26 protein-coding genes and 1 tRNA gene are annotated in these 24,119 nt (G+C 58.5%); 9 read left to right on the top strand and 18 right to left on the bottom strand.

Annotation, left to right across the window (positions count from 1 at the left end):
• Positions 1–3: 3 nt before the first annotated feature.
• Genes lspA through QQX03_RS02445 form a run of 8 tightly spaced genes read right to left on the bottom strand, consistent with a single transcriptional unit; the run spans position 4 to position 7,389 of the window.
• Positions 4–549, bottom strand: coding sequence for a signal peptidase II (gene lspA, locus QQX03_RS02410; RefSeq protein WP_285976292.1), 546 nt, complete (start codon positions 547–549; stop codon positions 4–6).
• Positions 546–3,497, bottom strand: coding sequence for an isoleucine--tRNA ligase (gene ileS, locus QQX03_RS02415; RefSeq protein ID WP_285976293.1), 2,952 nt, complete (start codon positions 3,495–3,497; stop codon positions 546–548). The genes lspA and ileS overlap by 4 nt, the downstream gene beginning before the upstream one ends.
• A complete protein-coding gene (locus tag QQX03_RS02420; RefSeq protein ID WP_285976294.1) occupies positions 3,490–4,431 on the bottom strand; it encodes a bifunctional riboflavin kinase/FAD synthetase in 942 nt (313 codons plus the stop codon). Before QQX03_RS02420 ends, ileS begins: the two co-directional genes overlap by 8 nt.
• Positions 4,431–4,937: a dihydrofolate reductase gene (locus QQX03_RS02425; RefSeq protein ID WP_285976295.1), complete on the bottom strand. Its 507-nt coding sequence runs from the start codon at positions 4,935–4,937 to the stop codon at positions 4,431–4,433. Before QQX03_RS02425 ends, QQX03_RS02420 begins: the two co-directional genes overlap by 1 nt.
• A gap of 3 nt (positions 4,938–4,940) precedes the next feature.
• Positions 4,941–6,008, bottom strand: coding sequence for a 5-(carboxyamino)imidazole ribonucleotide synthase (locus QQX03_RS02430; RefSeq protein WP_285976296.1), 1,068 nt, complete (start codon positions 6,006–6,008; stop codon positions 4,941–4,943).
• A gap of 14 nt (positions 6,009–6,022) precedes the next feature.
• Complete coding sequence (purE, locus tag QQX03_RS02435) at positions 6,023–6,505, bottom strand: 5-(carboxyamino)imidazole ribonucleotide mutase (protein ID WP_285976940.1); 483 nt, start codon at positions 6,503–6,505, stop codon at positions 6,023–6,025.
• 17 nt (positions 6,506–6,522) lie between these two features.
• Positions 6,523–7,209 (bottom strand): 2,3-diphosphoglycerate-dependent phosphoglycerate mutase, encoded by a 687-nt coding sequence (gpmA, locus tag QQX03_RS02440; protein ID WP_285976297.1) that lies wholly within the window; start codon positions 7,207–7,209, stop codon positions 6,523–6,525.
• Positions 7,210–7,242: 33 nt separating this feature from the next.
• Positions 7,243–7,389 (bottom strand): hypothetical protein, encoded by a 147-nt coding sequence (locus QQX03_RS02445; protein WP_285976298.1) that lies wholly within the window; start codon positions 7,387–7,389, stop codon positions 7,243–7,245.
• Positions 7,390–7,479: 90 nt separating this feature from the next.
• Between QQX03_RS02445 and QQX03_RS02450 the strand changes: the two genes are divergently transcribed.
• Positions 7,480–7,554 (top strand) — tRNA-Thr (locus QQX03_RS02450).
• Between the two features lie 26 nt (positions 7,555–7,580).
• Here QQX03_RS02450 and QQX03_RS02455 read toward each other — a convergent pair.
• A complete protein-coding gene (locus QQX03_RS02455) occupies positions 7,581–8,714 on the bottom strand; it encodes an acyl-CoA dehydrogenase family protein (protein WP_285976299.1) in 1,134 nt (377 codons plus the stop codon).
• A gap of 28 nt (positions 8,715–8,742) precedes the next feature.
• Positions 8,743–9,939 carry an acyl-CoA dehydrogenase family protein gene (locus tag QQX03_RS02460; protein ID WP_285976300.1) on the bottom strand — a complete coding sequence of 399 codons (1,197 nt, stop codon included), beginning with the start codon at positions 9,937–9,939 and terminating at the stop codon, positions 8,743–8,745.
• A 230-nt stretch (positions 9,940–10,169) separates the two neighbouring features.
• Here QQX03_RS02460 and QQX03_RS02465 point away from each other — a divergent pair, with 230 nt between their 5' ends.
• The 6 genes from QQX03_RS02465 to QQX03_RS02490 are packed head-to-tail and all read left to right on the top strand — an operon-like array spanning position 10,170 to position 14,467.
• Complete coding sequence (locus QQX03_RS02465) at positions 10,170–10,934, top strand: SDR family NAD(P)-dependent oxidoreductase (protein ID WP_285976301.1); 765 nt, start codon at positions 10,170–10,172, stop codon at positions 10,932–10,934.
• A 29-nt stretch (positions 10,935–10,963) separates the two neighbouring features.
• Positions 10,964–11,932: a thiamine pyrophosphate-dependent dehydrogenase E1 component subunit alpha gene (locus QQX03_RS02470; protein ID WP_285976302.1), complete on the top strand. Its 969-nt coding sequence runs from the start codon at positions 10,964–10,966 to the stop codon at positions 11,930–11,932.
• Complete coding sequence (locus QQX03_RS02475) at positions 11,932–12,918, top strand: alpha-ketoacid dehydrogenase subunit beta (RefSeq protein WP_285976303.1); 987 nt, start codon at positions 11,932–11,934, stop codon at positions 12,916–12,918. The genes QQX03_RS02470 and QQX03_RS02475 overlap by 1 nt, the downstream gene beginning before the upstream one ends.
• Positions 12,919–13,149, top strand: coding sequence for a lipoyl domain-containing protein (locus QQX03_RS02480; RefSeq protein WP_285976304.1), 231 nt, complete (start codon positions 12,919–12,921; stop codon positions 13,147–13,149).
• Positions 13,150–13,154: 5 nt separating this feature from the next.
• Complete coding sequence (locus QQX03_RS02485) at positions 13,155–13,547, top strand: nuclear transport factor 2 family protein (RefSeq protein WP_285976305.1); 393 nt, start codon at positions 13,155–13,157, stop codon at positions 13,545–13,547.
• Positions 13,547–14,467: an SDR family oxidoreductase gene (locus QQX03_RS02490; protein ID WP_285976306.1), complete on the top strand. Its 921-nt coding sequence runs from the start codon at positions 13,547–13,549 to the stop codon at positions 14,465–14,467. Before QQX03_RS02485 ends, QQX03_RS02490 begins: the two co-directional genes overlap by 1 nt.
• Before the next feature lie 20 nt (positions 14,468–14,487).
• On the opposite strand, the gene QQX03_RS02495 is transcribed toward QQX03_RS02490, so the two are convergent.
• The 3 genes from QQX03_RS02495 to QQX03_RS02505 form a co-directional block, all read right to left on the bottom strand.
• Complete coding sequence (locus QQX03_RS02495) at positions 14,488–14,796, bottom strand: c-type cytochrome (protein WP_285976307.1); 309 nt, start codon at positions 14,794–14,796, stop codon at positions 14,488–14,490.
• 103 nt (positions 14,797–14,899) lie between these two features.
• Entirely contained in the window at positions 14,900–15,658 is a 759-nt protein-coding gene (locus QQX03_RS02500; protein ID WP_285976308.1) for an SDR family NAD(P)-dependent oxidoreductase, read from the bottom strand.
• Positions 15,659–17,077, bottom strand: a complete 1,419-nt coding sequence (locus tag QQX03_RS02505) for an aromatic ring-hydroxylating oxygenase subunit alpha (RefSeq protein ID WP_285976309.1) — start codon at positions 17,075–17,077, stop codon at positions 15,659–15,661. It abuts the gene before it with no gap.
• A gap of 117 nt (positions 17,078–17,194) precedes the next feature.
• Here QQX03_RS02505 and QQX03_RS02510 point away from each other — a divergent pair, with 117 nt between their 5' ends.
• Positions 17,195–17,728, top strand: a complete 534-nt coding sequence (locus tag QQX03_RS02510) for a VOC family protein (RefSeq protein ID WP_285976310.1) — start codon at positions 17,195–17,197, stop codon at positions 17,726–17,728.
• 162 nt (positions 17,729–17,890) lie between these two features.
• Here QQX03_RS02510 and QQX03_RS02515 read toward each other — a convergent pair whose 3' ends face one another.
• Positions 17,891–18,700, bottom strand: a complete 810-nt coding sequence (locus QQX03_RS02515; RefSeq protein ID WP_285976311.1) for a LuxR C-terminal-related transcriptional regulator — start codon at positions 18,698–18,700, stop codon at positions 17,891–17,893.
• A 143-nt stretch (positions 18,701–18,843) separates the two neighbouring features.
• Here QQX03_RS02515 and QQX03_RS02520 point away from each other — a divergent pair, with 143 nt between their 5' ends.
• A complete protein-coding gene (locus QQX03_RS02520; RefSeq protein WP_285976312.1) occupies positions 18,844–20,457 on the top strand; it encodes an AMP-binding protein in 1,614 nt (537 codons plus the stop codon).
• Positions 20,458–20,460: 3 nt separating this feature from the next.
• Here QQX03_RS02520 and QQX03_RS02525 read toward each other — a convergent pair whose 3' ends face one another.
• Genes QQX03_RS02525 through QQX03_RS02540 form a run of 4 tightly spaced genes read right to left on the bottom strand, consistent with a single transcriptional unit; the run spans position 20,461 to position 24,119 of the window.
• A complete protein-coding gene (locus tag QQX03_RS02525) occupies positions 20,461–21,360 on the bottom strand; it encodes an SDR family oxidoreductase (protein WP_285976313.1) in 900 nt (299 codons plus the stop codon).
• A 28-nt stretch (positions 21,361–21,388) separates the two neighbouring features.
• On the bottom strand, positions 21,389–22,597 hold the full coding sequence (locus QQX03_RS02530; RefSeq protein ID WP_285976314.1) for an acyl-CoA dehydrogenase family protein: 1,209 nt from the start codon (positions 22,595–22,597) through the stop codon (positions 21,389–21,391).
• Between the two features lie 3 nt (positions 22,598–22,600).
• Positions 22,601–23,356 (bottom strand): ThuA domain-containing protein, encoded by a 756-nt coding sequence (locus tag QQX03_RS02535; protein ID WP_285976315.1) that lies wholly within the window; start codon positions 23,354–23,356, stop codon positions 22,601–22,603.
• A gap of 1 nt (position 23,357) precedes the next feature.
• A complete protein-coding gene (locus QQX03_RS02540) occupies positions 23,358–24,119 on the bottom strand; it encodes an SDR family NAD(P)-dependent oxidoreductase (RefSeq protein WP_285976316.1) in 762 nt (253 codons plus the stop codon).

The following is a 24,119-nucleotide window of genomic DNA, read 5'->3' on the forward strand; positions in this document are numbered from 1 at the left end:
TGTTCACTCCACGGGCCGCGCACGCGGCCCTTCTTCAGCAATTTGTTCAGCTTGACGTTCCTTGTCGCTTACGAAGAAGCTTCGCACAAGGATTATCACTACGCCGATGGTGATAGCGGCATCAGCGACATTGAAAATGAGGAATGGGCGGAAATCCCCGATATGAAAATCGGCATAGTCGAGCACATAGCCGAACCGCGTGCGGTCCACGATATTGCCCAGCGCGCCGCCCAGGATCATGCCTAGGCCGATAATGTCACCCAGCAATCGTTCGCGGAACATCCATACAGCAACGACGATGGCGATCAGCGCAGTCACGCCCACAAGGATCCAGCGCATTTCTTCGCTGGTTGCTTCGAACAGGCCCAGCGAAACGCCGCGGTTATGAACCCGTGTGAGGTCAAAGAACGGCAGCAAATCCATCTTGTCGAGTTCGCGCGATAGGCCAAGCGGGCCATCTACCAGCCATTTGATGAACTGGTCGCTGACAAAGATCAGCGCGGCAATGCCAAGCCCGATCATGCGGTTGCGGGTGAGGAATTCGTTCATTCCGCTGCGTCCATTTGGCTGACAGCATCGTCGCACCGCCCGCATAGCTCGCCATCTTCCGAAACTTCGGGAAGCAAGCGCCAGCAACGGCCGCATTTGTGATGATTGGTCTTGGTGACAGTCACACTGTCGCTATCGCTGCACGTGACTGACGCTGTGATGAACAATTCGGCCAAATCTGCATCGCTGAAGCCTTCTGGCACCGCATTGGCAGGCACCCTCACTTCGGCCTCCAGACTGGAACGGATCACTTTCTCGCGGCGCAGTGGCTCGATCGCTTCGTTCACGCGCTCACGCAGATCGCGAAGCTTCTCCCAACGCTCACCATCAGCGGTCACGCCCGGCACCGCTGGCCATTCGAGCAAATGCACGCTGCCGCCATCGGGATAGCGCGTGCTCCAGACTTCCTCTGTGGTGTAAACCAGCACCGGCGCTGCATAGCGCACCAGCGCATGGAACAGCAGGTCCAGCACGGTGCGATAGGCATTGCGCGTCGTCGAGTCAGGCCCGTCGCAATAGAGCGTGTCTTTGCGGATATCGAAGAAGAACGCGCTCAAGTCTTCATTGCAGAAATCGACCAGCAGCCGCGTGTAGGCGTTGAAGTCGTAATCATCGACCGCCTTGCGCAGCTTGCCGTCGAGATCCGCCAGCAGCGCCAGCACATAGAGCTCCAGCTCCGGCACTTCTCCGGCATCGCACATATCGCCAACAAAGCCGTCAAGCGCGCCGAGCAGATAGCGGAACGTATTGCGCAGCTTGCGGTACTGGTCGCCCACACCTTTCAGGATTTCATCGCCGATGCGGTGATCCTCGGTGAAATCGACCGACAGCGCCCACAGGCGAATGATATCCGCGCCATATTGCTCCATCACCTTTAGCGGGTCGATGGTGTTGCCGAGCGACTTCGACATCTTCTTGCCCTTGGCATCCATGGTGAAGCCGTGGGTAAGGATTTGGTCGTAAGGTGCACGGCCGCGGGTCGCGCAGCTTTCGAGTAGCGAAGACTGGAACCAGCCGCGGTGTTGGTCACTGCCTTCGAGATAGAGATTGGCGGGCCACTGCAGGTCGGGCCATTTGCCACTTTCCAGCACAAAGCTGTGCGTGCAGCCCGAGTCAAACCACACGTCCAAGATGTCGGTGACCATCTCGAAGTCGTCGGCGTTGTAATCGGCTCCGAGGAATTCCTGCGCGCGCGCCTCTTCCCACGCGTCGACGCCTTCCTTGTGCACGGCGGCGACGATGCGTGCATTCACGGCTTCATCGCGCAGGTAATCGCCGCTCTCGCGATTGACGAACAGCGTGATCGGGACACCCCAGGCACGCTGGCGAGACAGCACCCAGTCAGGGCGGCCCTCCACCATGCTGCCGATGCGGTTGCGGCCTTTCTCTGGAACGAAGCGGACGCGGGCGATTTCCTCCATCGCGCGTTCGCGCAATGTGGGGGCAGCACAGATTGTCTCTTCAGACGGATCGATGGCGCCGCCTTCGCCTTCCCAGCTCTTGTCTTCGGCGCTCTTGGGCTCGAGCCAAGGCAAGTCCTTGTCCATCGGCACGAACCACTGAGGCGTGCAGCGATAGATGACCTTGGCCTTGGAGCGCCAGGAATGCGGATAGCTGTGCGCGTAATCGGCGGAGGCGGAAAGCAGCGCGCCCACTTCGCGCAAATCGCTGCAGATCGGGCCTTCGGGCGAATTGAACGGCTTGTTGATCACGCTGCGGCGGCGATCATCATTGCCGCCCAGCCACAGCCAGTCATCGCGATAACGCCCGTCATTCATCACCGCGAACACGGGCTCGATGCCGTGCGCTTTGCACAGCGCGAAATCGTCCTCGCCATGGTCGGGCGACATATGGACAAGGCCTGTGCCGCTATCGGTGGTGACGAAATCTCCGGGCAGGAACGGGCGCGGCGTCGCGTAAAATCCGCCGAGTTTGTGCATCGGGTGGCGGGCTTTGGTTCCGGCTAGTTCTGAGCCTTTGATCCCGATTTCCTGATCAATATCGTAGCAGGATGTCGCGCCTGTATCATTCTGGAGACGACGAATTTCTTCGAGCTTTCGGTCCAAGAACTGCTGCTTTAGCGCACGAGCAACAAGGTAGAAGCGATAGCCGGAATCTTCATCATCTCGAGCCTGCTCTTCTGGCATAAAGCAGGCATTCAAGAGAACATACTCAACATCCGGCCCATAGGCCAAAGCCTGGTTGACCGGGATCGTCCAGGGCGTGGTCGTCCAGATCACCGCATGCGCGCCGATCAGTTCCTTGATCGGGCTCTCGATAATCTCGAACGCCACATCGATCTGCGGGCTGTCGGTCAGATCTTCATATTCAACTTCGGCTTCGGCCAACGCGGTCTCTTCCACCGGGCTCCACATCACCGGCTTTGACCCGCGATAGAGATTGCCGCTCTCCGCAAATTTCAGCAGCTCGGACACAATCGTGCCTTCGGCCGCGAAATCCATGGTGAGGTAGGGATTGTCCCAATCGCCCATGATACCCAGCCGCTTCAGCTGCTCACGCTGCGTATCGACCCAATGCTGCGCATAGGCGCGGCATTCCGCGCGGAATTCCTTGGGATCGACCGCGTTCTTGTCGAGCTTCTTCTTGCGGTATTGCTCTTCGATCTTCCATTCGATCGGCAAGCCGTGGCAATCCCAGCCCGGCACATAGGGCGCATCCTTGCCCGCCAAGTTCTGCGTGCGGCAGACCATGTCTTTGAGGATATGATTGAGCGCGTGGCCGATATGCATATCGCCGTTCGCGTAAGGCGGGCCATCGTGCAGGATGAACTTCTCACGACCCGCGCGGCTCTCGCGCATCTGATTGTACAGATCCTCTGAATGCCAGCGCGCCTGAATGCCCGGCTCCTTTTGAGGTAAGCCGGCTTTCATCGGGAAATCAGTCTTCGGCAGGAAGACAGTGTCTTTATAGTCGCGCTTTTCAGTCATCGTTGCGCGCGCTTAGAAGCCTCTTCGCCTCGGCGCAATCCTTCTCCATCTGCGCGGTCAATTCATCAAGGCTGTCGAACTTGGCCTCACCGCGCAGGAAGTGGTGAAATGCCACTTCGATCTCTTGCCCGTAGAGGTCTCCCGAGAAGTCAAAGAAATAGGGCTCGAGCAGCTCCTTGGGCGGCTCAAACTGCGGGCGAATGCCCACGCTTGCCGCGCCTTCGAGCATCTCCCCGGTGCTCAAAATACGACCGGTCACCGCATAGATGCCGTATTTTGGGCGCAGGTAATTGTCGATCACCAGATTGGCGGTCGGATAGCCCAGTTCGCGCCCGCGCTTGTCCCCGTGTTCCACGATGCCCCTGATTGCGAACGGGCGGGTGAGCAATTTGGCCGCCAGTTGCGGGTCACCATCGCGCAAAGCTTCGCGGATGCGGCTGGAAGAAACAGTTTCGCTGTCGTCCTCAACCACATCGACGACGCGGCTTTGCAGGCCGTTGGCGCCGCCAAAGCTGCGCAATAGCTCTACATTGCCCTTCGCACCCTGACCGAAAGTGAAATCACCCCCGGTCACTACGCCATGCGCGCCGAACCGATCTATCAGGATCTCTGTTATGAAGTCTTCCGCGCTGGTGCCAGCCAGCTCGCTATCGAAATGGAACACCAGCATCGCGGTTGCGCCTGCGGCCAGATACAGTTCCTGCCTTTGTTCCAGCGTGGTTAGCCGGAAGGGCGGAACATCGGGCTTGAAGAAACGCACCGGGTGCGGGTCAAAGGTCGCGATGATCGAAGGACGGCCCTCTGCATGCGCCCAGCTGATCGCCTCTCCGGCAACAGCTTGGTGCCCCTTGTGAAAACCATCGAAATTGCCCAGCGCGATGATAGCGCCGCGCAGCGCATCCGGCACAGTCTCGCGGTGATCGAGCCAGCGCATCAACCCTCCTCCTCGCGGCGGTGGTAGGTCACGAATGAATAGGCTGGCAAATCGCCGTCAGCTGGAAAGTCTTCGCGTGCGACGACTTCCCATTCTGAGCCGATTGGTTTCATGAAGGTATCGCCTTGGAATTCGGCGTGAATCTGCGTCAGTTCGATCCGTTCGGCGATCGGACGGAACACGTCGTAGATCGCTGCGCCACCGACGACAGCAATCTCCCCGGTTTCGTTGTTCTCGCGCGCCATCGCCAACGCCTGCTCGACATTGCGCGCCACCTCAGCACTTTCGCTGCCCCACCGTTCGCGACGAGTCAGCACAATATGCCGGCGACCGGGAAGCAAGCCCGGCAAGCTTTCGAAGGTCTTGCGCCCCATGATCATCGGCTTGTTCATCGTGCGCGCTTTGAACCGTTTGAGGTCAGCTGGCAGGTGCCATGGCAGTGTATTGTCCTTGCCAATCGTGCCGTTTGCGGCGCGCGCATAGATCAGGAACAGCCCTTCTTCCACGGATCAGCCTCGCGAACCGCTCACGCGAGTCACATGGCCCATCTTGCGCCCTTCGCGTGCTTCGGCCTTGCCATAGAGATGCAGATGCGCCTCGGTATCCTCGCCAAGGATGTCGTAGGCGGTGAGCGCATCCTCGCCTACGATATTGCGCATCTCGATATTCGCGAAGCGTGTTTCGGTTGATCCCAAGGGCAAACCGCAAACCGCGCGGATATGGTTTTCAAACTGGCTGGTGGCCGCACCTTCGATCGTCCAATGGCCGGAATTGTGCACACGCGGGGCCATCTCGTTGAACACAGGGCCTGATTTCGTGGCGAAGAATTCCAGCGTCAATACGCCGACATAGTTCAACGCTTCGGCGGTCTGCCGGGCGATCTCGCGGGCTTGCTGGACCTGTGCTTCGACAGCTTCCCCTGCTGGCAGTGTCGAAGTTTCCAGCATGCCGCCAGAATGCACATTCGCGGTCGAATCCCAAAAGCGCACTTCGCCGTCAGCATCACGCACGAGAATCACGGAAAATTCCGCGTCGAACTCGACCATGCCTTCGTAAACGTATGGCTTGCCGGGAAAGCGGAAACTTTCCGCATCGCGCGCGGAGGCGATGCGCCACTGCCCTTTGCCATCATAGCCGTCACGTGCTGTCTTAAGGATCCCGGGCGCACCAATCCGCTCCACTGCCGCCGCCAGATCGCTTTCGGAATCGACCGGCGCATATGGTGCAGGCTTGCCGCCCAGCCCTTCGACAAAGCGTTTTTCCTTCAAGCGGTCTTGCGCGGTCTCTAGCGCGCGCGGATGCGGGACAAGCAGGTTATCCGGGATCGCGGCCACCGCGCTCAACGGCACATTCTCGAACTCCCAGGTCACGACATCGCATTTGGACGCAAATGCCGCGAGTGCTGCCTTGTCGCCCCACCCGTTCTCGAAGAAGTCATGGCACACCTCAGCGGCGACATTGTCCCCTGGTGGGGAATAGCCGATTACACGGCAGCCCAATTGTGCGGCTGACATGGCCATCATGCGGCCCAGCTGTCCGCCGCCCAAGATACCGATAGTGCCGCCGGGCCTGATCATTGTCGCACTTGGCATCAGTTCGTCGGACGTTCCGCCACCGCCGCGCCGCGCGCCGCGCGCCAATCCTGCAGGCGTTCGGACAAATCTTCATCCTGTAGTGCGAGGATCGCCGCCGCCATCAGCCCGGCATTGGTTGCGCCCGCTTCGCCAATCGCGAGCGTGCCGACGGGTATGCCGGCCGGCATTTGTACGATCGAAAGCAAGCTGTCTTGCCCGCTCAAAGCTTTGGATTGCACCGGCACACCCAACACCGGCAGATGCGTCATCGCCGCTACCATGCCAGGCAGATGTGCAGCGCCGCCTGCGCCCGCGATGATGACATCGAACCCTTCGCCCTCTGCGCCCTTGGCAAAGGCGCTCATCCGGTCGGGCGTGCGGTGTGCGGAAACAATGCGCGCCTCGTGCTCGACTTCAAGCTCTTCCAGTACCTCTGCAGCACGCTTCATCGTCGGCCAGTCTGACTGGCTGCCCATAATGATTGCGACCTTGCCCCCCATCATATGTCTCGCTTTTCTCAGCTGTCTTTCAGATAGTACCGCTCGCTCGGCACCATGTTGTCGTCAAAGTCATAGATGATCGGCTGGCCGGTGGGAATCTCCAGCCCGGTGATGTCCTCATCCGAGATTTGCGAGAGATGCTTTACCAATGCGCGCAAGCTGTTGCCATGTGCGGAAATGATCACAGTTTCACCACTCGCCAGCACCGGCAGAATATCGCTTTCCCAATAAGGCAATACACGTTCGATGGTGTGCTTCAGGCTTTCGGTGTAAGGTACATCGATGCCTTCGTAGCGCGGATCGGCACCGGGATCATACTTGCTGCCCGGCTCCATTGGCGGTGGCGGCACATCAAAGCTGCGGCGCCAGATATGCACTTGCTCATCGCCATGCTTCTCGCGCGTTTCCTGCTTGTTGAGACCTGTCAGCCCGCCATAGTGGCGCTCGTTCAGGCGCCAGTCCTTGGTCTCAGGGATCCATAACCGGTTGCACACGCCCAGCGCCAGATGCAGCGTCTTGATCGCGCGGGTCTGTAACGAGGTGAAGGCGCGTGTGGGCAATACGCCCTTGTCCTGCATCAACGCACCTGCCGCCATCGCCTCTTCAACGCCTTTGTCGGTCAGGTCGACGTCCCACCAACCGGTGAAACGATTTTCGAGGTTCCACTGGCTTTGGCCATGGCGAACAAGGATCAATTTTAGCATGATTGCTCCGCAAGGTCTCAGGAGCACGCCTCGTTAGCTTCCCTGTTCGCCTTTGGGAAGCGTTTCCCCGCGTGATTCGGTCATTTTGCGGGCCTGAGATTTCCTGCGGCGCAGGTTCTCGCGCAATTTTTCCGCCAATCGCTCCTCACGCGACATATTCTTGTCTGCATCTTCACTCATACGAAACGCATTGCATCTAAGTGATGCCCACATCAAGCATGGCTTGACAATGGGCGCGCACGAGACAATAGGCGCGCGTCTTGAACAGGCGCCGCGGTAGCTCAGTGGTAGAGCGCACCCTTGGTAAGGGTGAGGTCGAGAGTTCAATTCTCTCTCGTGGCACCATTCACCCCCCAATCACAGACATCGACCTAGGAAGCGAGTGCTATATGCCGCTTCATGTGATGGTCGATATTCCCGAATTCGGAATCGAAAATCGTAAGGCGCTTGAAATAGTGACCTATGGCGTATTCATCGGTCATACCATTACCACCGTGAATCTGGATCGCTTCCTGCCCGATATGATGCGCGGCCTGTCCGACGCGCACCTTGGCGGCGGATACAGTCCGTTTGCGTTCTTTTTCGGGCGCGTCGAGTTTGAGTGTTGCCAGATAGCTCATCGAAACTGACTGCTCATACTCCGTAAACATGTCCGCCATGCGGTGCTGAAGCACCTGGAACTTGCCGATGGGCACGCCGAATTGCTTGCGCTGCTTCGAATATTCCAGCGTCATGGCATTTGCGACTTTCATTGCGCCGCATGCCTCCGCGCATTGCGCGGCGATGGCTTCATCCGTGATCCGTTCAATCAGTGGCAAAGCGCCGCCCTCTTCGCCAATCAGCGCGTCAGCGGGCACGCTTGCATTTTCGAAATATACTTCCGACGCGCGGCGACCGTCGACAGTTTCGTAATCGCGAGTGACCACGCCATCGGTTGACTTGTCGAGCACGAATACAGAGATGCCGTCCTTGTCGCGGCGTTCCCCGCTGGTGCGCGCAGTGACAATCAGATGGCTCGCCCAAGGTGCCGCTATCACGACTGCTTTGTGCCCATTGAGGACATAGCCGTCGCTGTCTTTCTTCGCAGTCGTCTGCAGATCCGCCAGATCATAGCGCCCGCGCGGTTCAGCATAGGCGAAGGCGTAAATCCGTTCGCCAGAGACGATGGCACCGATATGTTCTTCCTTCTGCGCCGCTGTACCCGCATGTTTGAAGAATCCGCCAGCACACACAACAGTGGGCACGAATGGCTCGACCACCAGGCCTTTGCCGAACTCTTCCATCACGATCATCGAATCGATCGCGCCGCCGCCGAAGCCGCCATCTTCCTCTGAAAACGGCATGCCTAGGATACCCAACTCAGCAAGCTGCGCCCAGATTTCGGGGCGCCAGCCGGTTTCGCTTGCGATCACTTCGCGGCGCGTCTCTGCGCCATATTGTTCGCGCATCAGTCGCGACAATCCGTCGCGCACCATTTCCTGTTCTTCGGTGAAATTGAAATCCACGTGTTTCTCTCCGCGTATCGCTATGGTATTAAAGGCCGAGGATCATTTTCGTGATGATGTTGCGCTGAATCTCGTTTGATCCGCCGTAGATCGATGTCTTGCGCATGTTGAAATAGGTCGCGGCTGAATGCTGCGCATAGTCGGGCCCGATCGGATATTCATTCGATCCGGTATCGGCAATGCTGCCATACATCGGCGTGCCATAGCTGCCGACGGCTTCCAATGTCAGCTCGGTCAGGCGCTGCTGGATTTCTGTCCCCTTGATCTTGAGGATCGAGCTTTCCGGGCCAGGGCCCTTGCCCGCTTGTTCGCCGGCCAGCGTGCGCAGCTCTGTGATTTCCAGTGCGGCCAGATCGATCTCCAACTGGCTTACCTTGCGTGCAAAATTGAAATCGCTGATCAGCGGTTCGCCATCGATTGTTTCATTCGCTGCGATTTCGCGCAGCTTCTCAACCCCGCGCTTCGAACGCGCAACACCGGCGATACCGCTGCGTTCGTGCGCAAGCAGGAATTTGGCATAGGTCCAGCCCTTGTTCTCTACACCGACCAGATTCTCGACCGGCACACGCACATCGGTCAGCCAGGTTTCATTGACCTCATAGCCGCCATCGATCAGTTTGATCGGCTTCACTTCAACGCCCGGTGTTTTCATGTCGATCAGGATGAAGCTGATGCCTTCCTGCGGCTTGGCGGCATCCGGATCAGTGCGGCAAAGGAAAAAGCCCCAATCGGCATATTGCGCCAGCGTGGTCCACGTCTTCTGCCCGTTGATCACATAGTGATCGCCATCGCGCACCGCGGTTGTCTTGAGTGAAGCCAAGTCCGAACCAGCACCTGGCTCTGAATAGCCCTGGCACCACCATACATCGCCGCTGCGAATGCCGGGCAGATGACGCGCCTTCTGCTCTTCATTGCCAAAGGTGTAGATCACCGGACCGACCATTGAGACACCGAATGGCAGCGGCATCAAGGCGTTGACGCGCGCGTTCTCTTCTGACCAGATGTAGCGCTGCGTCGGGGTCCAGCCGGTGCCGCCATATTCCACCGGCCACGCTGGGACGGACCAGCCCTTTTCACCCAGAACCTTGTGCCAGGCGACGAAGTCTTCCGGCGCGAGATCTTCGCGCAATCCGGTATCACCCAGATGCTTGGGATAGTTCTCCGCGATAAAGCTACGCACTTCTTCGCGGAATGCGATTTCTTCTGCTGTGAATTCCAGATTCATCAGAACCCTCTCTCAAAACGAGTCGTTGTTGCACCTCAATTGTGGCACGTGAATGTGCATGCTTAAAGGCCAAATGGCAGTTATTTGATCCTGAGCACGCGCGATCTAGGATGCCCTAGCGGCAATTGTTGCGACATTGCGGCCCCGCCCCCAACACTTTTGACGATTACTGCGCTTGGCGGCCTTCGCTATCGCATTCTCAACAATCAATCAGTTGGGAGAATTAAGCGATGGATCTCGGACTAAAGGGCAAGAAAGTCATCATGAATGGCGGTGCACATGGGCTGGGCCTCGCATCGCTCAAATTGTTTGCTGCTGAAGGCGCGGACGTTGCTTTCATGAGCCGCAAGGAAGACAAGATTGAAGCTGCGACGAAAGAGATTGATGCGGCTGGCTCCGGCAAAGTGCATGGTTCAGTTGTCGATATGGCTGACGGCGCGGACAATTATAAGAAATGGGTTGCCGACGCGGCAGAGGCGCTGGGCGGCTGCGATATCTTCGTGCACATGGCCAGTTCTTCCGGAACAGGCGGCACCGGAGATTGGCAGAACGGCCTTGATATGGACATTCTGGGCGCGGTCCACGCCATCGAAGTGCTGACCCCACATCTGGCTGAATCAGACAGCGGCTCGATTGTTCTGATGTCATCGACCGCCGCGCTAGAGACTTTTGTCGCGCCGCAAGCGTTCAACGCGCTGAAGGCCGCGCTGATCACACATGGATCTCAACTGTCACAAGCTCTCGCGCCGCAGGGCATCAGAGTAAACTGCGTCAGCCCGGGTGCGATATATTACCCCGGCGGCAATTGGGAAGTGATCGAAGGCGTGATGCCAGAGCTGTTCAATGCGACACTCGCCAAAATGCCAATGGGTCGGTTCGGCAATGACGAAGAAGTGGCCAAAGCGGTCGTCTTCGTTGCCAGCCCGGCGGTGCCGTACATGACCGGGGCAAACATCGTCGTCGATGGCGGCTTTACGCAGCGCGTCCAGTTTTAATCCAATCACCGCACAGGAAGGGCCAAATTATGGCTGAGATAGACCGCGACAAGCTGCTCGATGTTTACACCCGCACCATGAAGGTGAACCGCACGGATGAAAAATTCCGCCAGCTGCTGATGCAAGGCAAGGTTGCCGTGATGTATTACTGTGTGCGCGGGCAGGAACTTGTGTCCGCCGCCGCCATGGCTGCGCTGGAGAAAGACGATTACGTCGTCTGCACCTATCGCGGACAGGGCGAGCAGACCGCCAAAGGCATCCCGATCGAGAAATGGTGGGGAGAATGCCTTGGCAAGGCAACGGGCACTTGCAAAGGCAAGGGCGGCACCATGCATATCACCGATCCCGACACCGGGATCATGGTGACGACCGGTGTTGTCGGCTCCGGCCTGCCGATTGCCAATGGCCTTGCAATGGCGAGCCAGAATAATGGTGACGGGCGTGTAACTCTGGTCAGCTTCGGTGATGGCGCCGCCAATATCGGCGGCTTTCACGAGGCTATGAACATGGCGCAGCTCTACAAGCTGCCTGTCATCTTCCTGTGCCAGAACAACCGGTATGGCGAGCATACTGCCTATGCCGATCACACCGACAGCCCCGACATTTCCAGCCGCGCCGCCGGCTATGGCATGAAAGGGATCAAGGTTGACGGCAATGATGTGAACCAGATCTACCCTGCGATGGAAGAGGCGGTTGCGCATGCCCGCTCGGGCAAGGGGCCAGTGCTGGTGGAGGCCATGTGTTACCGCATGATGGGTCACTTCTTCGGCTCGGATTTTTCTTACATGCCGCCAGAGCATATCGAGGAAATGAAGCGCGAAGATCCGTTGCCCAAACTGCGTGCAGTCATGCTTGAGCGGCAGTTCACCGAGGAAGAGCTCGACAAGATCGTGGCTGATATCGATGCGGAAATTGACGCAGCGGTCCAGCACGCGCTTGATGCGCCGCTGCCGGACACTGATGAAATCTACAAAGACGTGCTTGAGGAGACGGCGTAATGGCTGAGATTACCATGACGCAGGCTCTGAACCTCGCGATTGACGAGGCGATGGCCGAAGATGACGGCGTGTTCTGCCTGGGTGAAGATGTGGCCGCCAAGCAAGGAGGCGGTGTGTTCAAGATCACCTCTGGCCTGACCGAAAAATACGGCGAGCACCGCATCCGTGCGACGCCGATTTCCGAAACCGCGATTATTGGCGCCGCGGTGGGTGCCGCTCTCGCCGGGCAACGCCCGATCGCAGAGATCATGCTGATGAACTTTGTCGGCGTGTGCATGGACCAGATCGTCAATCACGCCGCGAAATTGCGCTTCATGTCAGGCGGCCAGACGCCATGTCCGATTGTGATTCGCACTACCACTGGCGTGGGTGTGGGCTTTGGCGGACAGCACTCGGACATGCTTGAGGCATGGTTCGCCCATGTCGCCGGTATGCATGTGGTCACCCCGTCGAACGCAGCCGATGCACGCGGTCTGATGCGTTCGGCCATCGACGCCAATGACCCTGTGGTCTTTATCGAGAATATCCTTTGCTATGGCCTGACTTCGGAAGACCCTGGCCCCGGCTACCGTGTGCCTTTGGGCAAGGCGGCTGTGGCTAAGGAAGGCAGCGATATCAGCCTCATCACCTATGGCCGTACCGTGTTGGATGCGCTGGAAGTGGCTGGCGAGCTCGACAAAGAAGGCATCAGCGTAGAGGTCATCGATCTGCGCACTATCGCGCCCTATGATGAGGCCACGGTGCTTGCATCGGTTAACAAAACCGGCCGCGCGCTGATCCTGCACGAAGCGGTTCGCCCCTTCGGAACCGGCGCGGAAATCGCTGCGAACATCCAGGAAAAATGCTGGGACAAGCTAAAAGGTCCGGTGCGCCGGATCGGCGGGACGTTCTCTGCCGTGCCATTCGCATCGCATCTGGAGCAGGCCTGGATCCCGCAAAAGAGCGATATCGTGAACCAGATCAAAGCGAGCGTAGGGAAGGCGTAAATGGCTGAAGAAATTCGCATTCCCAAGCTAGGCATGAGCGCGACAGAAGTAATTCTGGCCGAATGGATGTTCGGTGATGGCGAAGCTGTGACCAAGGGGGACATCATCTACACTGCTGAAACCGACAAGACGACGGTCGAGATTGAAGCGCAAGCTACTGGCATTATCAGGCCAACCGGCGAAGAGGGTGTCAAATACAAGGTCGGCGAAGTTATTGGCACCATTGAGTAGCGCTGATGGCTAGTCCTCGCGAGATACAGGCCGCTGTTTACGCCGCTGCTGGCGCGCGTGACTGGGACAAGGTGGAGTCGCTGCTGCATCCCGACTTCGTGCTTTACGAGGCTGATTGCCTGCCCTTTGCCGGCGAATGGCGGGGGAAAGACGCGCTGCAACGCTGCGCGGCGGCCATGTATGGCACATGGGCAGAGGCCAAGGTCGACATTCACGACATCACCGGCGGCGATACTCATGCGGTAACGGTGCTGACCCTGACCATGACGCCCAAGGGCGGCGGCGAAACGTTTAGCCAGACCGTGTGCGAAATGGGTGAGTTTGAAGACGGGCTGATGAAGTCGCTACGCATCCATTATTTCGACGCAGACGAAGTCGCGCGGAAAGCTGCAAGCTGATGACAATTACAAGAGTGTGCGTGCTCGGCGCGCCGGCCGATCAGGGGCAGCCACTTGTCGCGGAACTGCTGGGCGCTGGGTTCGAAGTGACGGCGGGCGTTCGGCGTGCGGATGCGATGAAAGACACGCCATGGCCTGACTTGCCGACGGTACACGCCGACATCACTGATGCGGATGCGATGGCTAAGGCATTTGAAGGCCAGGATGCCGCCGCGTTCCACCTACCTTTCGAGTTTGACCGGGCCAAAGCTGCGCATTTCGGGAAATGCATTGCCGAAGGGGCAAAGCGCGCAGGGCTGAAGAAGATCGTCTTCAACACCGCCTGCTATGTTGCGGATCACGATCTTGACCTGTCGGCGCATGATGGCAGGCGCGATATAGAGCGCGCGCTGGAAGAAACCGGCATCACGTGTGTGTTCATTGAGCCGACCGTGTTCATGGACAATCAGTACCGCATCTGGACGCGGCCCTTGATCATGCGCGACGGGATCTTTGCCTATCCTGCCAAGCCTGACTTGCTGATCAACTGGGTGTGCCTGGAGGACGTGGCGCAGGCGATGCGCCGTGCGCTGCAAACCGATGCGGCGGACGGCCTGCATGTGCCGCTGGGCGGGCCGGAGGCGCTGACGGGCGACCAGGTTGCGGCCAATTTGACCGAGGCGATCGGGCGACCGGTGCGGTTTCAGAGCCTCGCGCCGGAAGAATTCGCCGCCCGTATGAGCGAGCTTGTCACCGGCTCGCGCGAAGTGCAGCCGCTATCGATCTATGACGGGATGGCGAAGTTCTATTCATTCTATAACACGCAGCCCACGTCGCCTCTGCTGGTCGATCCGCAAGGTGCGCGCGACTTGCTGGGAATGGAGCACACCTCGCATCTGGACTGGGCGAAGTCGAAGGACTGGACGGCCGGGCTGGGTTAGAACCCGTCTATCACCACCACTCAGTCTTTTTCTTTGAGCGTTTCGAGATAGGCGAGCAAATTGGCGATATCGCCGTCTTCGAATACGAAGGCTGGCATTTCCATCGAATGCCCGATTTGAACTCCACGCTCGAACGATGCCTCTATTGCCCAATCCGGCAATCTTTTGGCCGCTCGGCGAAGGCTGGGCGCATTCGGGTTTGGCGAAACTCCGTCTTCCAGCGCATGGCAGCTGGCGCAATTCGCCTGAGCAAAAGCCCGGCCATCAGCCGCACTTTCCGAAAGAGCGTTCGCATCGCGATCGGTCACGCACGACGCGATGAGCAGCATATGGCCCCCTTACCCGCAGGTTATCGCAGTGTTGCAACCAAACACAAGCGTCTCCTACCTTGGGCTTTATGACGATCGCGGGATTCCCAAGGCCTGAAGCCCTTTAGAGCGTTTGTCCGTCGTCAAGCACAAAATCTGTGCCGGTGATGTATTCGGCGGCGTCAGAGCACAGCATCAACAGAGCCGCGTCGAGCCCCTCTTCGCCCATCAAACGCTTGCGCGGGAAACGTGCCATCTGGCGTTTGCCCGGCTCAGTATCAAACCAATCAGCATTGATATCAGTCCGGATATAGCCCGGCGAAATCGTGTTTACAGAAATGCCTGTGCGCGCCCATTCGCGCGCCATGCTGCGCGCCGCCTGTATCACCCCGGCCTTGCTGGCGGAGTAAGCGACCAGGCCGGGCGAGGGCTCAAAAGCTGTGATCGAGGCGATCATCACAATCCGTCCGTTCGGCACCTTGTTTGCGATCATCCGCTTCGCGCCTTCGCGCGCAGTCAGGATCGCACCCTTCAGGTTCACGCTGAGAGTGCGCTCGATCTCTTCCTCAGGCATTGATGTTGCCATGCCCGCACCGTCAATCCCGGCGTTGGCGACCACGGTATCGACCACGCCGCCGAAGGCTTCTTCTGCGGCATCGAAACCAGCTATAATGTCGGCCTCGCGCATGACATCCATCTGCACCGCGCGCGCGCGATCCCCGATTTCGTCGGCCAGTGATTGCAAACGATCTGCGCGCCTTGCTCCCAAAGCGACCTGCGCACCGGCCTCAGCGAGCAAGCGCCCGAAGCGCGCACCAAGGCCGGATGATGCGCCGGTGATCAGCGCGTTGCGCCGGCTCAGATCGAACGAGAAACCGCCCACTTAAGCAGGCAGTTCGCCGTTGATATACTTCATCAGCGTGGTCTGGAAATGGCGCACGCGGCTGTCCTGATAATGGCCCAACTCCATCATGCCGTCCTTCATCGCCTTCATCCCGGTCTGGACATGTGGCAGGTTCGCCATGTCCTGATCGAACACGCCGGCTAATGCTTCACCCATCGTGTCTTTCGCCCAGGCAAAGGGTTCGTCATCAGGGATGTAAAGACGCTCGACCGATTTAGGCCGTTTCTCGCCTTTGGGTGTCGGGAACAACAGCCGGATCTCCATGATGCACCAATCGGGTGTGTCGCCTGGCAGCCAGCGATAGCACAGCGTCGGCAAATAACCGATCCAGGGGCTGAAATTGGGGAAGATATTATACGTGAAATTGTCCAGAATCTCCGCGTCAGAAGCATCGGAATAGTCATAACCATACTGCTCGGCAAAGCCCTTACGCCCCGCATCGGCGAGCACTTTGCGCGCCATCAACGGATCGTTCTCGTCAAAATCACCGCCTTCCTCACTGGCTGCGAAACGGCGATTGGTATCGGCATCCGATCCGCCGGAGAACTGGTTCATCTTGTCGAGCACATAGCGCTGATCCTTGCCCGCGAGGTGCGGTGACAGAACCCCCGATGGCGTGATCGCGCGGTTGAAGTGATCGCCGATGTGGTCATAGCGGCTGTTCGCATCGCCGAGGAACGGCAGCAGCTGCGGGTGCGTGGTGACCGAATGCCAGGCTTCCATGAAAGCCTCGGCAGTCGCTTTCCAATTGGCGGGGATCTTCTTCGCCACCCACATTCCGGTGTAGCGGTTTTCCATGTCATAGCGATCATAATGCGCTGCCGCCGGGCCGAGCCAGGTCTTGAAGTCTGGCAGATCGTAATTCTCTGTGATCATCACAAAGCCTTGCCACAGTTCAACCCGGGCTTCAGGCAGGCTCATGTCCTTGTTCTTGAGGTGCTCGAAATCCCATTCACACGGGATTTCCTTCAAGCTGCCGTCGGTCTTCCATGTAAAGCCGTGGAACGGGCAGCGGAATTGTGTTGTTGTTCCGCTTTCGGTGCGCAGCTTGCGGCCGCGGTGCAGGCAAACGTTATACAGCGCTTTTACGCTGCCATCGCGTTGACGCGTGATCAGGAAGCTCTTCTGATTGATCTCGAAAACAACTGTATCGCCGGGTTCGGGCAATTCGTCTTCCCGCGCCGCAAACAGCCAGACGTTGGGCCATAGTTTCTCACGCTCAAGCCTGGCGAACTCCTCGCTGATATAGGGATCGACCGAAATCGGATCGTCCCCCATATCTGCCACGGTTTCCTCGAACAGATAGTCTGGCGGAGTGCGGGTATCCGCTTCGAGCATATTGGTATAGCTCATGCCCGGGCAGCGCGGTTCGTTAGCGATGTTCTTGATCTCGTTCATGGCGTTTTGACCCTCCTGCAGGCCATCTCCCTCGCAATTTACGCAGTGTTAGTTGGCATTTTTATCGCACAACCTGTGCTCAACGCATCCTATCGGATTGAAGAGGAGTACCAAGCCATGGCGCGCAGCGAAACGATTTCAGCCTTGGGCGATGTGATGCAGCTGGCCTTTGTGCCGGATGATTTCGACGCAGCGATAAAGCATTGGACCGAAACCATGGGGGTGGGGCCGTTCTACCTTATAGAAAACATCCATCTTGACGGGATGAAGTACAAGGGCGAGCCAACCGATGCGGTATTCACTTTGGCGCTTGCTTATTGGGGCGACATCCAGATCGAGTTGATCAAGCCGGAGAATGACGCGCCTTCAATCTATTCGGGTGAATATGCCGCAACCGAAGGGCTGCACCACGTTTGCATGCTGGTTGATGACATTGCCGAAGCGCGCCGCGTTTGCGCCCGGCAAGGCGCCGAAGTCGTGATCGAAGGCAAGTTTGGCACAAGCGAAGTGATCTATGTCGATCCCGGCAAAGGCACCGGCCATCTGGTCGAGATATTGCAGCAGGCGACCGACGGGCCCGATCTCTTTGGCATCATCAAGGCCGCCAGCGTCGACTGGGATGGCGGCGAGCCGGTGCGACGGTTCGGGTAACGTAGGCTATTCCGGCTTGCAACCAACCGGCGCGTAGCGCCGCAAGAGCGGAAGCGAAGTCGAAGACGCAGCTGACCGAAAGTCACCTGCAAGCCCGCCCGCAGCGACGGGGCCTCTAGGCCGTGTGAGCGAGGATGCCGCACGCCGGATGGCGTGCGGAATTCAAGATGAAGCGCCGAGATACCCCAGTTGGCCCGCCTTGAATATGGTCTGCGCGCGATTGACGCTGTCCAGTTTCTCGCCGGCGCGGTGGATGTGATAGCGGATCGTTGCGTGAGACCGCTCAAGGATCATGCTGATTTCCTTGTCAGTCTTGCCAATCGCTGCCCAGCGCAGGCATTCCACCTCGCGTTTCGACAGAACGCAGTCCGACGGGATCCGGCGTTTAGTTCGATGAGCTTGAACATAGCCGGCGATAAAGCGGCGCGTGATCTGTGAAAATAAAGAGCCGTGCAGCGCAAACTCTTCCGACAAATCGGTTTTCTCGCGATCAAGACTGATGAAGCTGTTCGCGGAGATTTGCCCAAAGGGGAGGTGGACCGGAATAACGATCGCAGCCTTGCACATGGAGCGCTTCTCAAAGTCCGAAAGGTCGATCTCTTCGAGGTAGGAATTCTTCCAGCGTGTGTGGAATCCTTGCTCGTTGACCCAGAAAGGCTCGCTTTCGTAGCGGCAGGCGCGGGGTAGCGGCGAGCTCAAAGCCAGACGGTGATCTTCCCACCATCGTTCCCCATTATCGACCCATCCGAACACGTCCGCATTCAGGATGGTGCCATCGGTATCAAGCATCGTCTCTTTCGATGAAATGTCATCGCACATGGAAACCTGCATGCCGTATTCTTCGGCAATCCTCGCAATGGCCAGCGCAGCGTCATGAATGTCTTCATCACAACGGATCGTAACCAGTTCGAGCAATTGATTGAGGCTTTCACGCCCTTGGGGCGTGCGCAATTCGACGATTTCTGCAGCCATGAGACTTGAGTCCTTTCATCTCCACGTCAGCCAACGCACCTTGGTGGTGCAGGTTGGCTTTATCCTCTTTTTGGGCAGGCACTCTTTGCGGTGCCACTTGTTAGGTAGGGGACGCTATCAAAGAGTCGGAGTAATGGCGAGTCATGGTTTGGCAGGGTGATAATTTTGGCATTGCTTTGAAAGCGTTAGCCCGGGCCATTGAACCGGATCGGCCAGCTTTGGTGCAGGGGGGGCGGATCGTTGGCTGGTCGCAGCTCGATTCGCTGACTGACCGGATCGCGGCTGGGCTAACTGCGCGCGGCTTGAAGCCGGGCGATGTGGCCGGGCAAATGCTGCGCAATACGCCCGATTACATCCTGGCCTATTTCGGATGCATCAAAGCCGGTGTCACTCCGGTCAATGTGAATTACCATTACAAGGACCGCGAACTGGCGGATATTTTCAGTCGTTTTGGATTGAAAGCCCTGTTTGTAGAGAGCGATTTTGCGAACAGCGCGGGCGCGGCCATGCCTGATGGTGCTTTGACTATTGATGTCGGAAGCACGGGTTGGGCGGACTTGCAGTCCAGCGTCGCTCCCCCCGATTTCGCGCTACACGATCACAAGCAAGCGCTGTTCTTCACCGCAACTGGCGGCACAACCGGCATGCCCAAAGCCGTGATGTGGCCATTCGAAGCGGCGTGGCAGGCCTTCGGCATTTCAGTGTGGCAGCGCGGAATGGGGGAGCCGCCTCTCGTGGCGACATCACTGGAAGAACAAGCCGCCGAAGCAGCAAAGATCGGCCCCGATCATCCCGCATCCACCTCGCCGCTCTTGCTGCTTAGCCCGCTAATGCACGGGGCGGGGCAGTTCTCGGCTGTGATCCATTTGCTGAAAGGTGGAACGCTGGCGATGCTGCCATCGGAGAAATTCGATGCCGATCTGACGATTGACGAGGTTAAACGTTTGGGCGCGCGAAACCTGTTCATGGTTGGCGATGCCTTCGCTCTGCCGCTGGCCGATGCGCTTGACGCGCGCGACGATGCTGTCGATGCGATGAAGAGCCTGCGTATGGTAACCTCGTCTGGCGCGGTGTTCTCCGAGAGCAATAAGATGCGGCTGATCAAACACAATCCGCAGCTGATGGTGTTTGATGCCTTGGGCTCTTCCGAAAGTTCGGGAACGGCGATTGTCATTACCACTGCCGCTGGTTCGAGCGGGGGCGGCAAGTTTCAGGCGCTGCCTGGCCGCTCAACCAAGCTTTTCGATGCGGATCTCAATGAAATCAAACCGGGCGAAGATGGCATTGGCATTGTCGCGCGCTCTGGCCCCTTGCCGCTCGGCTATCTCGGCGAAGACGAGAAAAACGCGAAGACTTTCCCGGAAATCGATGGCCAGCGCTATTTGATGACGGGCGATCAGGCGCGCTGGGGCGCGGACGGCACGATGGAATTCATCGGGCGGGACAATATGTGCATCAACACCGGCGGGGAGAAGGTCTTTCCGGAGGAAGTCGAGGCAGTGCTGCAAGAGCACGCCGGTGTGAAGGATGTGCGCATCGTGAGCCTGCCAGACCCGCGCTTTGGCCGGAAAGTTGTGGCGGTGGTGCAGCCAGACGGCGATGCGGATGGGCTGCAAGAGGCACTGGACACTGCCGCGCGTGAAGGGCTCGCCGGCTACAAAATACCGCGCACCTATTTCTTCACGGACACATCGCTGCGATTGAACAATGGCAAGCCTGATTACAAGGCCGCACAAGCCATCGCGAATGAGGGGTAAAACTTACCCCGTCGCCCGATCCGCTTTGTCCGCCGCGTTGGTGCCTTTGATCATCGCGCGCAGCTGTTCCCACTCGGCATCACCAAGCCCTTGCAGCGTGGACCAGAACGTGCCGCCGGTCGCCTGATAACCAGCCCCATCGATCGCGATGGTCTGCCCGTTCACATATTCCGCGCCCGGTCCCATCAGGAACACCGCGAGATTGGCCAGCTCGTGCATTTCGCCGTGGCGGCCCATCGGGTTGATCTCATTATTTGAATTGCCGCCGCGCCCGCCGGGGGAGAGCCGCGCGCTCATCCCCTTGGTCGGGAAGAGGCCCGGCGCGATGGCGTTAAAGCGCATGTTGTGACGGCCCCATTCGACTGCCAGACTTTGCGTCATGGTGTTGATCGCGCTTTTCGACATGGCAGACGGCACGACAAAGGCCGATCCGTTCCATACCCAAGTGGTCAGGATCGAAAGGACATTGCAGCGCCCCTTCTCGGCAATGATCCGCTTGCCGACATTGTGCGTGACATAGAACGTGCCGCGGAAAACGATGTCGGCAATAGCGTTGAAGCCATTGACTGACAGGTCTTCGGTGCGGCTGATGAAATTGCCTGCTGCATTGTTGACGAGGCCGGTCAGCGGCCCGTCCGCCCAGATCTGGTCGATCATCGCGTTGATCGCATCGGCATCGCGGATATCGCAAGCAATGCCCACGACTTTGCCGCCGTGTTCGGCCATCAATTCCTGCGCAGTCTCATCAAGCTTGTTCTGCCGCCGCCCGCAAATATAGACGGTCGCGCCCAACTTCAGGAACGCCTCGGTCATCTCGCGGCCCAATCCAGTACCGCCTCCGGTCACGAGAATTCGCTCGCTCTCCATCAGGCCGGGGCGAAACATCAACTGCGATACATCCATGAATGGGTCTTTCTATTGAGAAGGGGGCTCAGAGACCGAGAACGGTCTTTGCGATGATGTTCTTCTGCACTTCGTCCGATCCGCCAAAAATCGTAGATGCACGATTGTTCAGATACTTGCCCATCGCAATCTGCGCGACTTGGCTGCCAACCGGCTCCGGCACTTCATTGCCATAGAGCGGCCGATCAACCGGCAGTTGCAGCGCATCATAACCGAGCAGTTCCAGACGCATTGTGTCCACGGCCTGGCCGATGTTGGAGCCAAGTAATTTGACGAGCGAGGTTTGCGGCCCTGGCGCGCGGCCCTTGGCAAGGTCTGCCAGAATACGCAGCTCGGTGACTTCAAGCGCTTCGGCATCCAGCCTTGTCCGCGCGAGCTTGTCACGGAAGCGCGGATCATGCGCAACTGCGCCATTGACACCCGACGGCTGCGTCTTCGCCAATTCTTGCAAGCGATCAATGCTTTGCAGTAAGCGCGGGGCGTAGCACGATCCGCCGCGCTCGTTCTCCAGCAGGAATTTGGCAATTGTCCAGCCTGCGCCTTCTTCGCCGATGCGGTTCTCGACTGAAGTCACGGCATCGGTGAAAAAGACCTGATTGACTTCATGATCACCCGACATCGAATGGATCGGCGTCACTTCAACGCCCGGCTGATCCATCGGGATTAGCAAGAAAGTGATACCTTGCTGCTTCTTGCCGCTGTTGTCTGTCCTAACCAGCGCGAAAATCCAGTCCGCGTGATGGGCATGCGTCGTCCAGATTTTTGATCCGTTGACGACATATTGGTCACCCTCCAGCCGTGCTGCGGTTTTGAGCGAAGCCAGATCCGAGCCGGAGCCCGGTTCCGAGTACCCCTGGCACCAGTAATGCTCGCCTTTAAGCAGAGGCGGCAGGAACCGGTCCTTCTGTTCCTGTGTGCCGAATTCGCAAATCACCGGACCTACCAGGCGCAGACCCAGAATCGAGATCGCAGGTGCGCCGGCCAGCGCGCATTCCTTTTCAAAGATGAAGCGCTGCGTCGGGGTCCAACCGGTGCCGCCATCTGCCTCAGGCCAGTGATAGGCAAGCCACCCTTTCTCATTCAGGATGCGGTGCCATTCCATCCCGATGTCCGGCTCCACAAACACGCCTGGTGTGCGGCGCGCACCATCTTTGAGATGTTCGGGCAGGCTTTCCTTCAGGAACGCGCGCACTTCGTCGCGAAATGCCAGGTCTTCGGGTGAGAAATCCATGTCCATGGCTTATTCCCCTTCTCTCATGGCCCATGCGATTCCCCGTCGCAGCAGGTCATAATAAACGTCGTAGTTCCAGGCGCACATTTCCTTGTGCGGGTAAAAATCCGCCATTCCGGGCAGGTCATAATGCCCGCGGCAATGGCCCAGCGCATTGTAGACGATGCGTCCCTTGCCGATGTCGCGCGTGTACAGGATCGGAACGGTCGTCTTGTCCCAATGTTCCTTGGTGAAGCCGGTCGCTTCGCCTTCGAACGTGGTCTGCATCAGCGTGTCGATCGGCGCGGTGGTTTCTGACAGGTAAAGTTCGTCGACAATCTCGAAATCGTCGATCCCGCGGGTCAATTCATGGTCCTTGTTGACCACCTCCACGGGGAATGGGCCAATCGGCGGGTGCGCCTTGAACTGCGTGCCGAGCATTTCCATCAAGCCGGTTGTATCGTCGGGCGCATCGACCAGCCCGCTCTCGGTAAAGACCAGAATCGAATTGGTCCCATGCAGCGCCAGCCATTTGCCGCCCGCCTCCAACCAGCTACGCAATTGCTGCGCCTGTTCCTTGGTCGGGAGCAGGTCGCAAGTATAGGTGACGAGGAAACGGCATTGGTCGAGCCGCTCGAGTCCGGAATAGTCCGCCGCCACGGTGGTGCGGATATGCGGGTGCTCCATTAGCAGTTTGAGCACCTCCAGCCGCGCATAATCGATATCGTGATACTTGCCCGCGGCAATGAAATGCGCGTCGATCCGGGTTGCTGGTTTTTCTGCCATACTAGCTCCTGATGCTGCCTCCGCCATCGACCGTAATGTCGCAGCCGGTGGTGAAGCTGGCTTCGTCGCTGGCGAGCCAGACAACCGCGCGTGCGACTTCCTCGGGCTCGCCGATACGGTTCATGGGATGGGTCGCGGCGAAATCGCGTTCGATGTTTTCCGGCTCATCTGCGCCTGAATATTTGTAGCGATTGTACATCGGCGTGCGGATTGCACCGGGGTGTACCATGTTTGCACGGATCGGCACCCCGCGTTCAGCGCAATCAAGCGCGACCGAACGGGTCAGGCCAAGCAGGCCTGCTTTGGATGCGCTGTAGGCGGCGACAAAGGCGGCGGCACGAATTGCGATCATCGATCCGATATTCACGATAGCGCCCGGCTCGCCGCTTGCTTCCATCGCGGGCAGTGCCGCGCGCATGCCGTAATATGGTCCGTTGAGATTGATGTCGATTGTGCGTTCCCACGTGTCGAGCGTGCCGTCGACCACGTTCCCGGGTTCGGAGATTCCGGCGATATTGCACAGCACCGTCAGCTTGCCGAAGCGTTCTTGCGTCGCCTTTACTGCTTCATGCCACTGATCGAGATTTCGTACATCGAGTTCGAAGGCCTCGGTATTCTCGCCCAGTTCCTCGGCCAGCTCGCGCGCCTTGTCGATCTGGACATCGCACAGCATCACGCTGCCGCCTTCTTCCACGATCATCCGGCCAACCGTGGCGCCGATCCCTTCCGCGCCGCCGGTGACCAGCGCAACCTTTCCGCTCAT

This window comes from Altererythrobacter rubellus (assembly GCF_030284385.1).
Classification (GTDB): Bacteria; Pseudomonadota; Alphaproteobacteria; order Sphingomonadales; family Sphingomonadaceae; genus Erythrobacter; species Erythrobacter rubellus.

Coding starts and splice junctions, on each gene's coding strand:
- lspA (WP_285976292.1), bottom strand. CDS start 549: ATGAACGAATTCCTCACCCGCAACCGCATGATCGGGCTTGGCATTGCC.
- ileS (WP_285976293.1), bottom strand. CDS start 3,497: ATGACTGAAAAGCGCGACTATAAAGACACTGTCTTCCTGCCGAAGACT.
- QQX03_RS02420 (WP_285976294.1), bottom strand. CDS start 4,431: ATGCGCTGGCTCGATCACCGCGAGACTGTGCCGGATGCGCTGCGCGGC.
- QQX03_RS02430 (WP_285976296.1), bottom strand. CDS start 6,008: ATGATCAGGCCCGGCGGCACTATCGGTATCTTGGGCGGCGGACAGCTG.
- purE (WP_285976940.1), bottom strand. CDS start 6,505: ATGGGGGGCAAGGTCGCAATCATTATGGGCAGCCAGTCAGACTGGCCG.
- gpmA (WP_285976297.1), bottom strand. CDS start 7,209: ATGCTAAAATTGATCCTTGTTCGCCATGGCCAAAGCCAGTGGAACCTC.
- QQX03_RS02445 (WP_285976298.1), bottom strand. CDS start 7,389: ATGAGTGAAGATGCAGACAAGAATATGTCGCGTGAGGAGCGATTGGCG.
- QQX03_RS02460 (WP_285976300.1), bottom strand. CDS start 9,939: ATGAATCTGGAATTCACAGCAGAAGAAATCGCATTCCGCGAAGAAGTG.
- QQX03_RS02465 (WP_285976301.1), top strand. CDS start 10,170: ATGGATCTCGGACTAAAGGGCAAGAAAGTCATCATGAATGGCGGTGCA.
- QQX03_RS02470 (WP_285976302.1), top strand. CDS start 10,964: ATGGCTGAGATAGACCGCGACAAGCTGCTCGATGTTTACACCCGCACC.
- QQX03_RS02475 (WP_285976303.1), top strand. CDS start 11,932: ATGGCTGAGATTACCATGACGCAGGCTCTGAACCTCGCGATTGACGAG.
- QQX03_RS02480 (WP_285976304.1), top strand. CDS start 12,919: ATGGCTGAAGAAATTCGCATTCCCAAGCTAGGCATGAGCGCGACAGAA.
- QQX03_RS02485 (WP_285976305.1), top strand. CDS start 13,155: ATGGCTAGTCCTCGCGAGATACAGGCCGCTGTTTACGCCGCTGCTGGC.
- QQX03_RS02490 (WP_285976306.1), top strand. CDS start 13,547: ATGACAATTACAAGAGTGTGCGTGCTCGGCGCGCCGGCCGATCAGGGG.
- QQX03_RS02495 (WP_285976307.1), bottom strand. CDS start 14,796: ATGCTGCTCATCGCGTCGTGCGTGACCGATCGCGATGCGAACGCTCTT.
- QQX03_RS02505 (WP_285976309.1), bottom strand. CDS start 17,077: ATGAACGAGATCAAGAACATCGCTAACGAACCGCGCTGCCCGGGCATG.
- QQX03_RS02510 (WP_285976310.1), top strand. CDS start 17,195: ATGGCGCGCAGCGAAACGATTTCAGCCTTGGGCGATGTGATGCAGCTG.
- QQX03_RS02515 (WP_285976311.1), bottom strand. CDS start 18,700: ATGGCTGCAGAAATCGTCGAATTGCGCACGCCCCAAGGGCGTGAAAGC.
- QQX03_RS02520 (WP_285976312.1), top strand. CDS start 18,844: ATGGTTTGGCAGGGTGATAATTTTGGCATTGCTTTGAAAGCGTTAGCC.
- QQX03_RS02525 (WP_285976313.1), bottom strand. CDS start 21,360: ATGGATGTATCGCAGTTGATGTTTCGCCCCGGCCTGATGGAGAGCGAG.
- QQX03_RS02530 (WP_285976314.1), bottom strand. CDS start 22,597: ATGGACATGGATTTCTCACCCGAAGACCTGGCATTTCGCGACGAAGTG.
- QQX03_RS02535 (WP_285976315.1), bottom strand. CDS start 23,356: ATGGCAGAAAAACCAGCAACCCGGATCGACGCGCATTTCATTGCCGCG.
- QQX03_RS02540 (WP_285976316.1), bottom strand. CDS start 24,119: ATGAGCGGAAAGGTTGCGCTGGTCACCGGCGGCGCGGAAGGGATCGGC.